The organism is Bacillus sp. 123MFChir2 (genome assembly GCF_000383235.1).
GTDB lineage: Bacteria > Bacillota > Bacilli > Bacillales > Bacillaceae_G > Bacillus_A.
The window spans coordinates 14,461-30,920 of record NZ_KB910957.1 but is presented as its reverse complement, the minus strand read 5'-3'; the positions used below and the strand labels follow the sequence as shown (position 1 = coordinate 30,920).

At 35.9% G+C, this 16,460-nt stretch carries 12 protein-coding genes and 1 pseudogene; all 13 read left to right on the top strand.

The genetic code is table 11. The annotated features are described in order from the left end of the window. Positions 1 to 22 precede the first annotated feature (22 nt). A pseudogene (locus tag H280_RS25235) lies at positions 23 to 175 on the top strand (6-aminohexanoate hydrolase); the annotation flags it as partial. A 472-nt stretch (positions 176 to 647) separates the two neighbouring features. After that, entirely contained in the window at positions 648 to 1,652 is a 1,005-nt protein-coding gene (locus H280_RS0116260) for a proline racemase family protein (protein WP_020062197.1), read from the top strand. Between the two features lie 48 nt (positions 1,653 to 1,700). After that, positions 1,701 to 2,678, top strand: a complete 978-nt coding sequence (locus H280_RS0116255) for an ornithine cyclodeaminase family protein (RefSeq protein WP_028411272.1) — start codon at positions 1,701 to 1,703, stop codon at positions 2,676 to 2,678. 308 nt (positions 2,679 to 2,986) lie between these two features. Then, a complete protein-coding gene (locus H280_RS0116250) occupies positions 2,987 to 3,382 on the top strand; it encodes a lactococcin 972 family bacteriocin (RefSeq protein ID WP_020062195.1) in 396 nt (131 codons plus the stop codon). A gap of 365 nt (positions 3,383 to 3,747) precedes the next feature. Next, positions 3,748 to 5,901, top strand: coding sequence for a DUF1430 domain-containing protein (locus tag H280_RS0116245; protein ID WP_020062194.1), 2,154 nt, complete (start codon positions 3,748 to 3,750; stop codon positions 5,899 to 5,901). A gap of 2 nt (positions 5,902 to 5,903) precedes the next feature. Next, positions 5,904 to 6,521, top strand: a complete 618-nt coding sequence (locus H280_RS0116240) for an ABC transporter ATP-binding protein (protein ID WP_020062193.1) — start codon at positions 5,904 to 5,906, stop codon at positions 6,519 to 6,521. Positions 6,522 to 7,825: 1,304 nt separating this feature from the next. Continuing rightward, the gene (locus H280_RS0116235; protein WP_020062192.1) at positions 7,826 to 9,217 is read left to right on the top strand and encodes a M60 family metallopeptidase; all 1,392 of its coding nucleotides are present in this window, start codon (positions 7,826 to 7,828) and stop codon (positions 9,215 to 9,217) included. A gap of 681 nt (positions 9,218 to 9,898) precedes the next feature. Then, positions 9,899 to 11,371, top strand: a complete 1,473-nt coding sequence (locus H280_RS0116230; protein WP_051094783.1) for an amino acid permease — start codon at positions 9,899 to 9,901, stop codon at positions 11,369 to 11,371. A 28-nt stretch (positions 11,372 to 11,399) separates the two neighbouring features. Further along, the gene (gene gabT, locus H280_RS0116225; RefSeq protein ID WP_020062190.1) at positions 11,400 to 12,722 is read left to right on the top strand and encodes a 4-aminobutyrate--2-oxoglutarate transaminase; all 1,323 of its coding nucleotides are present in this window, start codon (positions 11,400 to 11,402) and stop codon (positions 12,720 to 12,722) included. A gap of 22 nt (positions 12,723 to 12,744) precedes the next feature. Next, positions 12,745 to 14,187: an aldehyde dehydrogenase family protein gene (locus H280_RS0116220; RefSeq protein WP_020062189.1), complete on the top strand. Its 1,443-nt coding sequence runs from the start codon at positions 12,745 to 12,747 to the stop codon at positions 14,185 to 14,187. A gap of 26 nt (positions 14,188 to 14,213) precedes the next feature. Beyond that, a complete protein-coding gene (locus H280_RS0116215; protein ID WP_020062188.1) occupies positions 14,214 to 14,573 on the top strand; it encodes a DUF3870 domain-containing protein in 360 nt (119 codons plus the stop codon). 511 nt (positions 14,574 to 15,084) lie between these two features. Next, a complete protein-coding gene (locus tag H280_RS0116210; RefSeq protein ID WP_020062187.1) occupies positions 15,085 to 15,402 on the top strand; it encodes a PadR family transcriptional regulator in 318 nt (105 codons plus the stop codon). Continuing rightward, complete coding sequence (locus tag H280_RS0116205) at positions 15,389 to 15,958, top strand: DUF2812 domain-containing protein (RefSeq protein WP_020062186.1); 570 nt, start codon at positions 15,389 to 15,391, stop codon at positions 15,956 to 15,958. The genes H280_RS0116210 and H280_RS0116205 overlap by 14 nt, the downstream gene beginning before the upstream one ends. The last annotated feature ends 502 nt before the right edge of the window (positions 15,959 to 16,460 follow it).

Genomic DNA, 16,460 nt, shown 5'->3' with positions numbered 1-16,460 from the left:
TAACAAAGTACACTATATATTCTTTGCTACTCAAATTTTAATGAATGCCATATTTATTTCTTTAGTCGATAAAGATATTGTGTATTTCCGTCAATTCTTTATATTATTTGAAGCCTTTGTATTCTTTGTTGGAGCTATTTATTCTATTAGATTATATAGAATAGAATGCAAGTAGTTTACTAGCAAAAAAACAGCAGTACATAAAATCGAGGCCACTGAAAAAGTGGTTACTTTGAAAAAATAACACGTATTTTATCGATATGCTGAAAATAGAAAGGAGCCCATCACCTGTATATAAGTAGGTGACGGGTTCCTTTTTCTTATAAAGTGGAGTTTTTCAGTGCCTTCATAAAATCACTACTGTTTTTTTATTGCCGCCTTAACATTTTTAATCAAACTTTATTTTAAATCTACAACTTCTTCATCTTCTTATATAAATTCGCTGTGATATTCCTATCCTCTCTTTGATCGTTTTGTGTAAAAGAAAGTAGACACCGGCAAACAAATTTGTCGCAAAAAGAATACACTTTTTTGAAAAAGTGTAAAAAAATTTTAACTGAATATGAATTGTATTGTGTGCTTTATGAGTTGGCACGGTATTTGCTAATAAATAAGGAAAGAGAATAAAACATAACGGAGGGCAAGAAATGAATATTAGTAAAACGTACACAACAATTGACGCACATGTAGCGGGGGAACCGCTTCGTATTATTACAGGCGGAGTACCAAGGATTAAAGGGGAAACGCAATTAGAAAGACGAGCATATTGTATGGAGCATTTGGATCATCTTCGCGAAGTTCTGATGTATGAACCGAGAGGACATCACGGTATGTATGGTTGTATCATCACGCCGCCGGCAAGTCCGCATGCTGATTTTGGGGTATTGTTTATGCATAATGAAGGCTGGAGTACAATGTGCGGCCATGGGATTGTTGCGGTAGTTACAGTAGGAATTGAAACGGGTATGTTCGAAGTAACAGGTGAAGCACAAAGATTTATTATTGATAGCCCAGCAGGAGAAGTGATTGCGTATGCAAAATATAATGGGAACCAAGTGGAATCTGTGTCATTTGAAAACGTTCCTTCTTTTGTTTACAAGAAAGATGTTCCTGTACAAATTGATGGCCATGAATTTCAAGTAGACATCGCGTTTGGAGGAGCGTTCTATGCGGTTATCGACAGTAAAGAACTTGGTTTAAAAGTGAACTATAAAGATTTACCTGCTATTCAAACGTGGGGAGGAAAAATTAAACATTACATTGAAAGTCAAATGGAAGTAAAACATCCTCTCGAAGGAGACTTAAAAGGCATATACGGCGTTATCTTTTCCGATGAACCAAATAGGGAAGATGCAACGTTACGCAATGTAACCATTTTTGCTGATGGCCAAGTAGATCGTTCTCCTTGCGGCACAGGTACGTCAGCTAGACTGGCAACTCTTTTTGAAAATGGGGTGCTACAAGAAGGCGGAAGTTTCGTCCATGAATGCATTACTGATGGTCAATTCGGCGGAAGAGTATTGTCATTAACAAAAGTGGGCGAATATAACGCGGTAATCCCAAAAGTAACGGGTCAGGCGTTTATTACAGGGTTCCATCAATTTTTAGTGGACCCAAGAGATCCGTTAAAACAAGGGTTTTTATTAGCATAATGTATGGAGAAGAGTTGTTTTCTTGGTGAAGGGAAAGGACGAGATAACATGTTAGTCATAAATGCAGCTGAACAAAAAAGTTTAGTAGATATGAATGAAGTAATTGAATGTGCAGCAATTGCCCTGCAAGAGTTTTCGGCAGAAAGAACGATTACTCCGATTCGCAACTCACTGCCATTTGCGAATTCACAAAATACAGCATTAATAATGCCTTCCGTAGCGGAAGAACTTGGAGCGCTTGGCTTAAAAGTCGTAACGGTAGCACCGAATAATACGAAAATCGGAAAGAAAACAATTAACGGAGTTGTGATGCTATCTGATTTTCAAACAGGAGAACCGCTCGCTCTTTTAGAAGGATCGTATTTAACAATGATTCGAACAGGTGCCTTATCAGGTGTCGCAACGAAATACTTAGCTCGTGAAAACGCGAAAAACTTATGCATCATCGGGACAGGGGAACAAGCGAAAGGACTTGTCCAGGCTATGCTTACGGTGCGGGACATTGAAAACATTATGCTTTATAACCGGACAGAACAAAAAGCAACCGAATTTGCTGATTATATAAAGGAGAGTTTTAATAAACCTGTCTATGTATACTCTGATGCAAATGAAGCAGTCCGCGAGGCCGATATTGTTGTCACAACAACGAACTCGTTAACACCAGTTTTTTCAGACAAATTAAAACCTGGTGTTCATGTAAATGCTGTCGGTTCATTCAGACCAGCGATGCAAGAACTTCCTACTCATGTCATTTTAGCAGCTGACAAAGTAGTAGTAGAATCAAAAGAAGCAGCGCTAGAAGAAACGGGTGACTTGCGAGTTCCAGTACAAGAAGGAGTTTTCAAAGAAAGCGACATTCACGCAGAACTTGGCCAAATCATAAGCGGAGAAAAAACGGGCCGGGAAAGCGATCAAGAAATTACCGTTTTTAAATCTGTCGGATTTGCTGTTGTGGATATTGTCGTGGCGAAGTATTTTTATGAGAAGGCTATTACAAACGGCATCGGGACGAGGGTTGAGCTGTAAGACCAGTTAGCTTATGGAATATACAAGCTCCATTCGATGCGCTTGAAAATGTTCAAGAGGTTGTTCATAGAATTCGTTTTCTATGAACAACCTCTTTTTGTATGGTGGAATTTGCCGAGTGGTCTTTATTTTATGTCGAAGCGCCGATATCGTTTTATTGATTGATATAAAAGTATATCTATTTGTACTGTAAATTTGTCAGAATATTTGTTATATTTTTGATAAAAACACCTTATATATTCAAAAAAAACCATTTAATTGGTAATATCTAGTTGTATCACAATTACAATCTAAAGGGGCGATATATTATGAAAAAAAGCATGAAAAAAGGTATTGTAGGTGTAATTGCTGCGGGAATGTTAGCTATTCCAATGGCATCAAGTACATTTGCTGCAGAGCAATCTTCAGGGAAATCTGAAATTGTGTATGAAACTGATCAATTAAAGGCTAGTAAAACTTTTGACGAAAGTAGTGTTAAGGGAGTTACATCTGGTGCTAAAGATGGCGGTTATTGGATTAGAGGAAAAAAAGGTAATCAAGTCTATTCATCTTATAAACATTATACGAAGCAAGGATATGCATCAGTAACAAATGGCGAAGGGGATTATAAAGATGGTGGTTGGAAGCCGAAAAATGAATTTAGCACGGCTAGTTTACCTTGGACAAGTGAGGGTACAAATAAAGCAAATTATAATTATAGATAAAAGGAAAACAAGAGAGGTTGTTTAACCTCTCTTGTTTCTAGTTACATATTTTTTTAGATATTATGTAAGCCCCTTATATAGATGCAAATTGAAAAACTAACATAAAAACCCTTTTCTTTTTCGTTGGGCGAGAGCAACTGGCCATGCATAGAATCGGTCAGGGCCTATTTCTGCCACATGCGCAGGTTCTTTTTTTTCATAGTAGCAATCTATATGTAAAAAAATAAATTGGATTTATATATTGACATTTTAGTGAAAAAATTCAGAAATGTATTCCCTATTTAAAATTAAAAATGTAAGATTGATGTATCTATATTACATATTAGTAATTTTTTGGATTATAATTCTTTTTTGGAGGGGGTATTATGAAAAAGATTATTTATGTTTTATTTACTAGTTTACTATTACTTGTCGCAATGTGGGGATCAAATATATTTAAAGACTTAAAAATGAATAAGTTATTATATGAAAACACAACTAGTATTATCGTAAATTTTCAAGAAAGCAAACCTCATTCCAAAGATTATATCGAATATTTTCAAAGATTAGCGAAAGAACAGGATGTAAGCATTTCAAGATATATGTATAGAAGCGGCAATAATCTTGTTGTTTACACAACTGATGTTAGTCTACATAATCAAGTTGATTTGAAAAAAGGAAGATTCCCAAAGGAATATTCTAAAGATTTTATAAGTACTTCTGAGTTTGATGAAAAAAAACAAGTCGGTGTAATGAAACAAATAGATTCTAACAGGGAGATTACCATTCGAAATTTTGATGAATATAAAACGTTTAGTGGAAACGGTGTATATCATATCTCTACTCAAGATCCAAAAATCATCCAATCTATTCTCAATTTAATCAATAAAGATGTAGCAAATGCAGAAGTGCATGCGAAAAATAATTCGTCTGTATTCAATTTCGATATATTTCAAATCATTTGTATGACCTTAGTGGTTTTATGTACGTATATAGCGATTACGCATTATTTGATTGATCGATTAAAAGAATTGAGTATTATGCGTATGCTAGGTTATACGCTTTGGAGTATTGCAAATAACTTTTTCTTGAAACTGACTAAAATCATGTTCATAGCTGGTTGTACATCTTATTTATTATTTAGTCTTTATTATATTTTGAATAATGGTTTAGATTATTATGTAGATTTAACTTTATGGTTCTGGTTAACCACTTTTATACTAATTTTGATTTTAACGATACCTCTTCTTTTTATTTTTATGATTGTATTTATAAAGAATATGAATGTATGCAAAATAAAAGGTGAAAAGCCTTATACACTTGTAATTTGGTTAAATTATAGTTTAAAGTGTATTTTTATCGTTTTTCTTTTATTCTCTATTTTCAATTGGAATCAAATACAGAATGAACTAAACCGAAAATTAGCTAATCTGTCTTTATGGGATAAGACAAAAAATATTTATTCTACGAAAGTAACATATAACGGTGAAAATAATCGGGAAGTCAATTATAAAACGGGTCAAATTATGAAAGAATTCTATCATAATATGGAGAAAGAGTATAAAGGTTTTATGATAGATGCTTCTAACTATGCCATGCTTAGTAGTGAATATGTTTATAATTTAAACACAGAAGGAAAAGATGCTGAATTATCGCCTTCTGGTAAAAGCGTAACAATAAATTTAAATTATCTATATTATAACCCTATTAAACTAAGTAACGGTAAAATCGAAGAGAAGATTATAAGAGATCCAAATGTAATGAATGTATTAGTCCCTAAGAAATTTCAAAAGTATGAAAACAAAATAAAAGATGAGTATAGAAAAAAATTTCATTTCGAAAAAGTAGAAGTAGATAACATTTATAATGAAGAGTTTAATAAACCTATCAATGCGACTAAAGAAGAAGATTTATCGGTTAACATCATATATACAGAAAATAATCAAAACTATTTTACGTATGATTCAATGATTGCAGAAGAGAATAAAAATATGATTAAAGACCCTATAGCAATTGTTGATACGGGGAATTTTCATTCTTCCTCCTATTTATCATATGTTTCTAGATGTTTTTATTTTGAGTCGGCAGATAAAGACCCGTATAGTTCTATTGTACCAGCAATCAATAAGAGTAATGCGCAATCATCTATTCAGCGTATCGGTTCATTATATGATAAGCATGGTCAAGAGATTCAAGATTTGAAAGAGGAAAAAGAAAAATTACTCGTTTTTATTATCATGCTTATTGTAGCAAATGTAGTAATTACTTATAATACGGTATCTAGTTATTATCAAAAAAACAAACTAGAGTTATATGTGAAAAAAATATTTGGTTATAGTTCTGTTGAGAGAAATAAATTAATGATTTGTTTACTCCTAAGTATCAATGTGATTCCGATGATCATTATGTATTTTTATTTCGGTAATATTATCCTTTTATCGGGAATTGGTATTATTGCACTAGAGTTATTAGCAAGTTATATATTTGATAAAAGATTAAGCCGTAAAACTTTCAATTCTATTATTAAAGGAGAGCATTAATAATGATTGAGTTAAAGCATATTAATAAAAAATTTCATGATAAAAAGATACTGGAAGATTTTCATCTAAAAATAGAAGCAGGCGATTTCATTGCAATTGTTGGAGAAAGTGGAAGTGGGAAAACAACACTTTTAAATATCGTTGGTTTATTAGAAAAAGCTGACTCAGGAGATATTGTAATAGATGGTCAAATAAATCCGAATGCAAAACAAACGTTGTTGCTGCAACGCAACCGTTTTGGGTATCTGTTTCAAAACTATGCTCTCATCGAAAATGAAACAGTCGAAACAAATCTAAAAATTTCTTTAAAATATCAAAAACAAGTGAATAAAACAGAACAAATACGACAAGCTCTAAATGAAGTAGGTCTTTCTGGTTACGAGAAAAAGAAAATTTTTGAACTTAGCGGAGGAGAACAACAAAGAATCGCTTTAGCCCGCGTTATTTTAAAGCAGTGTGATTATATTTTTGCAGATGAACCAACTGGTAACTTAGATCAAAAAAATAGAGATCAAGTCTTTGATATTTTAAAAAAAATGAATGGAGAAGGTAAAACAATCTTATTCGTAACACATGACTTAGAATTAGCTGAGAAGGCAAAAAGAATGATCAGGCTGTAATTTATATGTATATAGATGCAAATTGAAAAACTAACATAAAAACCCTTTTCTTTTTCGGTGGGCAAGAGCAACTGGCCATGGATAGAATCGGTCAGTTCCTTTTCCTGCCACGTGCAAAGTTTAAAACAAAGATAGACAGCAAGTAGCGGCCATGTTTTGTTCTGCATAGCAGCGACTTAGATGTTAAAAAGTCAACTTGTATTTATATAGTTAAGAACGATTCAAAGAATCGTTCTTTCTTTTTGCGTCGGAATATTATACACGGTTTTACTATTTCTTTTTAAGAAGTATAATAGAATCAGATGGAAATTATGGTGCCTTCTAGTATTTTGGAGAGGCCGATTTTTTTTGTAATATTTTCTCCTATTTCTTGATTGCGACGAAACTCCATCATAATCGCTCGAAAGCGGTGGGGTGGAACTTCGCATTTTATGTGATATGATTTGCTGATGCCGAAAGAATCTTTTGCATCGTATAAGATGTATGTATACAACAGGGGGTCATCTCCTTTTTTATATGCTGTGTATATTGTTCCATAGTTGAATAAAGTTCATCCATGAGATCACCTTTCTTGTGAAAAAATAATGATGATGCCCAGCATATGATAAATCCTCTATCGCTATACAAATATGCAATTTTGCATATTTGTATAGCGAATCACATTCTACATAATATTAATTTATTATTTTACAAACATTTTTAAAGTAACTAATTTAGAAAAAACAGTTTATTTTATGAAGTGAAAGTTATATTGAAATACTTTTTATTATAACTTTTCAGATTTAGTAATAGATAAACTGTGTTTAACTCAGTATCGCTATGCTATATTGGATGTTTACACTCAAAATACATAAATGTTTTAATATAAGTAACAACCATATATAGATGCAAATTGAAAAACTACCATAAAAACCCTTTTCTTTTTCGGTGGGCGAGAGCAACTGGCCATGGATAGAATCGGTCAGGGCCTATTTCTGCCACATGCGCAGGTTCCTTTTTTCATAGTAGCAATCTATATGTAAAAAAAATTGGATTTATATATATCTATTTTGGATTTTGGGCATACCTACCATGCAAAATACGACATGACATGCATCCGCTTTCTTTTTCTAGGGCAGGAAGGGCTCTGAACGTTTGTATGCGATACTAGATGTTCTCCCGGTACAATGTTTACAGATAGGAATAAGTAAATTTTAAGTGGAATATATATCGCATTAATGAGATTATAAGATGTATAAAGAGTGGTCAGGGATCGGTGCTTTGTATGACCATCAGAATGGATTGAGATGAAAGGACTGATTTAGATGAGTAGAAGAAAGAATCACGGATTACAAAAACCAATGAAAGTATTGATGACATCTGCTGTTTTGACAACGACATTATTTACATCTATCGGTGTAAATAGTTTGAATGTTCATGCTGAAACGGCGCAAACCCAGGCGCAATATGAAGTGAGGACGTTTGATCTTCCAAGTACAGGACATTATATGGGTGAAGCAGCAAGAGAAAGAAGAAGTGAGCAACGAAACTATACGCCAACAGGAATTTATGTAAAACCGAATGAACAAGTCACAATTGAAGTATCGGGACTATCAGGATTAGACAAGCTTGGAGCAACTATTGGGACAAATGAATATGATAAAGAAGGGGGAAAAACATTTCGTCTTTCTTCTGGTTCTAACACTATTTCCTCTCCAAACGGTGGTTTATTAGGGTTTGATAACTGTGAAGGGAAAGGAACAGTTAAGGTGAAAGTAACACAAGGCGGGAGCCCTGTTCCATTCTTTGAATTAGGGAAGCATACGAAAGCAGACTGGATTGCGATGATGGACAAGTATCCAGATGCGCATGCCGTTCAATTAAAGTCAAAGAAAGCAGTACTTACTGTTACTCGTGATAGTGCGAAGAAATATATTGTGGATCAAGACCCTGTTCCTCTATTAAAAAAATATGATGACATGATTCTAGTACAAGATAGATTCTCAGGGCTATCTGAAACAAGTTCTAATCCGTTACATCGTTCGACTCGCCGCCTTTGGGCTTTTGTAGAAAATCCTAACAACCCACCGGGCATGTACATGTATGCAGGTCAGGATGGAGTCGTATTTACTACTGCTTATGACGCAATTAAAAGTGCTTTAAATGTAAATGAATTTGGATGGGGACAAATGCATGAAGCAGGGCATACAAGGCAACAATACCCTTGGACGTGGGGTGGAGTAGTTGAAGTCAATGTTAATATATATTCTTTAGCTGCACAAAAACAATTATTCCCAGGTCAACCAACACGTTTAGAAAAAGAAGGGGATTATGATAGAGCCTTTCAATACTTAAAACAAGCAGATAAAGAGTATGAAAAGATTAATGACCCGTTTGTGAAAGTTGTTATGTTTTGGCAACTTCATTTAGCATATGGGGAAGATTTTTATCCGAACCTTCATAAACTATATCGAGAGTTACCAAAGGATAAACTTCCAGAAACGGATGAAGATGAAATACAAGCATTTATTTACAATACATCGAAAGTAGCGAAACAAAATGTACTTCCATTCTTTGATCAATGGGGACTAAAAGCATCACCAGAAACAAGAAAAAAAGTAGAAGCTTTGAACTATCCAACATTAACTGCTCCTATATGGGAAGCGACAGATGCGAAGCCTGTTAAACCAACTGCCGCGTACGGTCCGAGAAAATAGTAGTCGGCATCATCATTCGGAGGCTATCTTTTATAGATAGCCTCTTTTTTTTGTGTTGGGATTTGTCGAAGAGTCTTTATTTCGTGTCGAAGCGCCGATATATTCTAAAAAGTGGTCGATATCGTGTTATTGGTTTATGTGAACATGTCTCGTGTCGAAATAAAGACAATGCAAAGGAACTGAATTTGAAATAATTGTAACTACTAAGTCATACATTTCATTTAGAAGTTGGGTAAGGAGTATGATTCCAGCGAAAATACGCCCCTTATTACCTATAGAAAGTTATGTTCATTTTTTAGTATATAGATTGCTGTCATGAAGATCTCTTTGTTTTAAAACTCTGCGCGTGGAAGGAAAAGGCCATGACCGCTCTTATACATGGCCAGTCCCTCTCGTCCATCTAAAAAGAAAGGGGTTTTTATGTCGTTTTCCGCATAAATTAACTGAATGTAAAATAAATGTTGAATATTCAGTATATTTGTATTATTATTGGTTTATTATCGGATGACAGTGATTAGCCTCCCTGCGAGCCCGAATATTGCTCTGTTGAATTGAATAGTTAATAATTGGCTTCTTTCCACTTGAACTTCCTTAGCAGGAAGACGAGCCATCGGGATAGAGACAGTAAAATTCAGTGTAATTCTTTACATTGTTTTTCTGGCTCTTTTTATTTTTCTATAAATGGGGTTTTTGGAAAGCGTTATCAATACGTATAGGTTGGTGATCTTTTTGGCTAAAGAAAAAAATGAGTTGCAAAAAGACTTGAAAACCAGACATATAACAATGATTTCAATTGGCGGGGTTATCGGAGCTGGGTTATTTGTAGGGAGCGGAACGATTATTCAATCAACAGGTCCAGCGGCGATTTTGTCTTATATTATCGGGGCTTTAATGGTTGTACTTGTGATGCGGATGTTAGGGGAGATGGCTGCGGTTAATCCTGATAGCGGTTCTTTTGCAACGTATGCTCATAAGGCAATTGGGCCGTGGGCCGGATATACAATCGGTTGGTTATATTGGTTTAACTGGGTTATTATTATCGCAATTGAAGCGGTCTTGTTAGGGGCGATGGTCAGTAATTGGTTCCCTTCTATACCAGCGTGGATCGCTAGTCTTTTCATGATTATTTTGATGACGATTACGAATATTTATTCTGTAAAGCTGTACGGAGAGTTTGAGTATTGGTTAGCGTTTATTAAAGTCGCGGCGATTCTTGTATTTTTAGGGCTAGGAATTGCGATGATCTTTGGACTTGTCCCTGGTGTGGACAGGCCGAACTTTTCGACGATCGCTGAAAATGGCGGCTTTTTTCCGAAAGGGATTGTTCCTGTATTGCTGAGTGTTGTCTTTATTTCTTTCTCATTATCAGGAAGTGAAGTAGCGGCGATTGCGGCGGGGGAGTCGGAAAATCCAGAGAAGAATGTCATTAAAGCCATTAATAGTGTTGTATGGCGTCTTATGCTGTTCTTCGTAGGTTCTGTCACAATTTTGGTTATTTTTATGCCGTGGAATAATGCGGAGTTATTGAAACTTCCTTATGCAAGTTTATTCCGGATGGCAGGCGTTCCTGCTGCTGCGGAAATTATGAACGGAGTTGTGTTCCTGTCGCTCTTATCTGTTTTAAATTCAGGATTATACACAAGTTCTCGCATGTTATTTTCGCTTTCGAAAAAGGGAGATGCTCCTCTTATTTTTTCAAAATTAAACAGTAAAGGTGCACCAATTTGGGCGATTGTGGCAAGTGTTGTGTTCGCATTCATTTGCGCGATGCTGAAGGTTATATCTCCTGATAAACTATTTGCCTTTCTAGCAAACAGCTCGGGCGGCGTTACGATGCTTATGTATATGTTTGTTGCGGTGTCTCATATTCGTTTGAGACGAGAAGCAGAAAGAGAAGATCCAGGGAAATTAAAAGTGAAAATGTGGTTATTCCCTTATCTTACATACGCAACGCTTCTGATGATTGTGACGATATTTGTTTCGCAAGCATTTATCGCGGATATGCGCATGCAATTTTATTTGACGATTTTAGCTGCTGCTGTGGTGATCGCATCCTATTTCCTAAGAGCTAGAAATAGACCAGCAGCCGTCAAAGATGATCAAGCAGGATTTCCAATTTTAAAAGGTTCAGAGATTGGTTTAGAGAAGGATTAAATCAAAAATGAAAAAGGGGTATGTTCGAATGTTAAAAGACAATATTGTAACTACAAAATCTGCAATTTTACACGAGAGAAGAAAAAATGCGATATCTGCGGGTCCATATAATATTACGAATTTATATGTTCAATCAGCAAAAGGAGCCATTATTACGGATATAGATGGTAATGAATTAATCGATTTTGCAGGCGGGATTGGGATGCAAAATGTCGGTCATTGTCACCCAAAGGTCGTAAAAGCAATTCAAGAGCAAGTCGAATCTTCTATTCATACTTGCTTTCATGTAGCGCCGTATGAAAGTTATGTTGCGTTAGCTGAAAGATTGAATGAATTAACGCCAGGCGATTTTCAGAAAAAAACATTGTTTGCCAATAGCGGAGCGGAAGCGGTTGAAAACGCGGTGAAAATCGCTCGAAAAGCGACAGGGCGCAGCGCGATTGTTTCGTTTGAGCGTGCTTATCACGGACGTACATTGATGACAATGTCTCTTACAAGTAAAGTAAGACCTTATAAACACGGGTTTGGTCCGTTTGCACCAGATGTATACAAGCTGCCTTATCCGTATTATTACCGCGCAGAAGACGGGATGACGACAGAAGAAGTGGATGAGCAAATTTTAGCGTATTTCGAACGTTTTATGTTAGAAGAAGTAGCAAGTGATAACATTGCCGCAATTATTTTGGAACCTCTTCAAGGGGAAGGTGGCTTTATTGTCCCGAGTGCGGCGTTTATCCAAGGAGTCAGAAACCTTTGTGATAAATATGGAATTGTTATGATTGCTGATGAAATTCAAACGGGTTTTGCTCGTACAGGAAACTTGTTCGCAATGGATCATTTCGGAGTAGCTCCGGATTTAATGACATTTTCAAAATCCATCGCTGCCGGTATGCCGCTTAGCGCCGTGACAGGAAAAGCGGAATTAATGGATGCACCTGGCCCAGGACAACTTGGTGGTACGTTTTCAGGAAGCCCGGTTGCTTGTGCGGCAGCTCTAGCTGTTTTAGACGTCATTGAAGAAGAAAACTTAGTACAACGTGCCCGGGAAATTGGCGATCGTATGATGGAAGTGTTCAATAGCTGGAAGGATAAATATGAATTAATAGGCGATGTGAGAGGCCTTGGAGCGATGACGGCTATGGAACTTGTTAAGGATCGAAATACGAAAGAGCCGGCAACAGAAGAAGTGAAAGCAATTATGCAGGAAACACACAATAAAGGTTTAATTACAATAAGTGCGGGCATTTACAGTAGTGTACTTCGTTTCTTACCGCCGCTTGTGATTACAGATGAACAGCTTGAAGAAGGACTAGCAATTCTTGAAGCGGCTATTGCTAGGGTATCTAAATAAAATTCCGGTTGGGGGTAGGAGAATGAAGTTTTTCAATTATATAAATGGGCAGTGGAAAGAGCCCTCTACTCAGCAATATTCAAAAAACTATAATCCGCATAATGGAGAAGTGTTAGGGGAATTTCCATTAAGCTCCGCCGAAGATACACAAGCAGCCATCGCTTCTGCGAAAGAAGCCTTTCACAATTGGCAAGGTTTATCGTTTCAAGAAAGGGCTAGTTATTTATGGAAAGCAGCAGCGATTTTAAAAGAGCGAGTGACGGAAATCGGTCATGACTTGACGAGTGAAGAAGGAAAAACACTCGCTGAAGGGATCGGAGAGACGAAGCGAGCCATTAGCATTTTGGAATATTATGCAGGGGAAGCGAATCAGCCGGTGGGAGAAATCATTCCGTCGGCTAATCCGAAAACGATGCTTTACAGTAAACGAGTAGCAGTGGGGCCAGTAGGATTGATTACGCCGTGGAATTTTCCAATTGCCATCCCAGCATGGAAAATGGCCCCTGCACTCATTTACGGCAATACTGTTGTCATCAAGCCGGCAGAAGTGACGCCAAAATCCGTATACCACCTTGTCAATGCGTTTCACGAGGCGGGTATTCCTGCCGGCGTTATCAACTGTGTCTTTGGAACAGGTTCAGTAGTAGGAACAGAATTAACAGAAAACCCGGATATAAAAGCAATATCCTTTACTGGTTCGAATCATGTTGGAAAAACAATTCAGCAAACGGCGGTTGCAAGCGGGAAAAAAGTGCAATTAGAAATGGGCGGGAAAAACCCACTCGTTATCTTAAAGGATGCTGATATTTCAAAAGCAGTCGAGATTGCAATTAAAGGTTCATTTATGTCAACAGGACAAAAATGTACCGCGACAAGTAGAATTATCGTGGAAGAGGAAATATATGAGGCATTTCGCAATCAACTTGTGCTGCGTACAGAATCTCTTAAAGTTGGCAATCCGTTAGAACAGGATACATTTATGGGCCCATGTGCGTCTGAAAACCAGCAGAAATCCGTGTTATCGATGATTGAAGCAGGTAAGAACGAGGCTTCACTGCTTTGCGGAGGCAACGTATCAACAGAAGATGAGTTACAACAAGGATGGTATGTAATGCCAACTATTTTTGAAAACGTACCTCACGATGCACGTATTGCGAAAGAAGAAATTTTCGGTCCTGTTATTTGTTTATTTAAAGTGAACAATTATAAGGAAGCAATTCACCTAGCGAATGATACAGAATATGGGCTAAGTGCATCGATTTGTACAAATAATTTAAGCCTTGCCCAGCAATTTATTGATGATATGGAAGTCGGAATGGTTCACGTAAACTCAGAAACAGCAGGAGCAGAACCGCAAGTTCCATTTGGAGGAATGAAGCATTCTAGTGCTGGACCGCGTGAACAAGGAAAAGCAGCTGCAGAATTTTATACAAGAATCAAGACAGTATATGTAGATCAAGTATGATAACAACATAATAATGGGGGATGAACATGCGGAAAGGAACTTTTTTCATGGCAGGACACGCGAGACTTCCGAAAGGGATGGCTGTGCGCAGTGTCTATGAAACACTAACAATTACAATAGAGGCAGATCACAAATATCACGTAATCATTGAATCGTCATGTACCCTTGCGACAGGACACGGGCGGGACTTTATCTCGCAAATTTTAAGAGGATATAGTTTGCGAGATGGCATCGAAGACATTATCGAAGAAATTTCCTATCATTATCAAGGAAAAGCACAAAATGCGATTATTAGTGCGTTAAAAGATTTGTACCGCCAATATACAAGTTATGTAAACGGCGAAACACCGCCGGAGGAGTATGAGGAGATAGCTCCGGTAAAATAGTTTTAAAAAACCTCTTTCTTTTTAAATGGTCGAGAGGGACTGGCAATGCACTAGAGCGGTCAGGGCCTGTTTCTGTCACGTGCCAGGTTTAAAATAAAAGGAGCAAGCAAGTAGCGGGCATGTTGTAATCTGCATGACATCGAATAGTATGTTAAAAAATGAAAATGAATATGTAAATTATGAAACTGTCGAGTTTATTGCACTTCGATTTTAGAAGAGCGTTCGTAAATGAGAGCCAGTTGTATTCCGGTTTATTTGATATGCGGAATATAACTGGCTCTTTTATTTGAGGTGGATAAAAATGGCGAAACCGAGTGAAGAAAAGCGTGTAGTGAAGCGAAGGGAAATAAGTCTGTAAAGTGACTTTTTAGATTGATTTTTTCCTTGTTATCAAGCTATTTACTTTAAGTTCCTTTGACCAATTTTGAAAATGTTATTGACTATTCAGTTGAACTGTATTATGTTATTATTAAGTTGAACTAACTAGTCAAACTGAATAAAGGATGAGTATATGAAACATAAATTATTACCATTGTCTGAAACCATGCATTATATTTTGTTAGCTCTACGTGAGCCACTCCATGGCTATGCCGTAATGCAGAAGATAGAAAAGATAAGTAATGGTACTGTTATTTTAGCAGCTGGTACATTATACGGTGCGATTGAAAATTTGAATAATCATGGTTGGATTGAACCTGTTGGAGAGTCAGGGCGGAGAAAAGTTTATATGATAACTGCGGAAGGAAGCACCATTTTGAAAATAGAACAAAACAGGTTATTGCATATTTTATCCCTGTACGAAGGAAGTGGATCGAATGAAGAAATTTAAGATGTTTTTTGATATCGAAAAAGAGGAGCAATGGCTGAACGAGCAATTACAAAAAGGTTATCGTTGTACAAATATTAGTGGATTAGGAATATACACTTTCGAAAAAACCGACAAGAGATATGTAATGCGACTGGATTATCAAGATTATTTATCAAAGAAAAAGTTTAAAGATTACAAAGGGATATATGAAGACTTCGGTTGGAGTTACATAAATGACTCCTGGCTTGGTGGAACTCGATATTGGCAAAAAGAAGATGATGGTCAAAATGAAATCTTCTCGGATCGCCAATCAAAGAGTAATTATTATAAAAGATTGATGGGTTGTTCAGCTGGTCTCGGTATACTGTTATTGCCTTGTTTTCATATGTTTTACAAGAATTCAGGTTTATATTTAACTGAAGGTCTTTGGAGTATGAAAGGTGCATTGTTTTGGAAAGCATTTTTATTTGAAACTCCATTTGTTCTTTTGAGATCGCTTCCTATCCTTATGATTGTTTTCTTTGGTATCAGTTTCTATAAAGTTTATCGAAAGTATTCAATATTAAAAGAAAAATAATGCGAGGCTTTAATTGAGTAAGATTCACGAAAATTATTAAACTTTCTTATATGGAAATGTGGATTAATGTAAGGCATATAAGGTGTACCACCACATGTACATCAAGCTAACAAATAGAAATACCCTAAAATGACTTTCTAGTTTGAAATAATTTATAAAATTACCTTAATTTAATGTTTGTTCATGTTACTTTAATATTAAATAGGAGAATTATTGATGAAGAAAAAAACAGATAAAGTATTTTTTTATTTAGATTTTATATGTCTTATAATATCAATTGGTCTTGTATTTGCTAGCTCAATTTATTTTACTTCGTGGGTTTATCCAATAATATTTATTATGTTTACTGTAAGAATGTTTTATAACGTATTAAATTATGTTAAAGCTAAACCTACAAAATAGTCTTAATAATTTATTTCTCCCCAAATTTACGCAGTTTTTTAACGATAATTTGCATAGAGGGATAATTTTATTAAAACTTTATTGTCATTTAAACAAACAA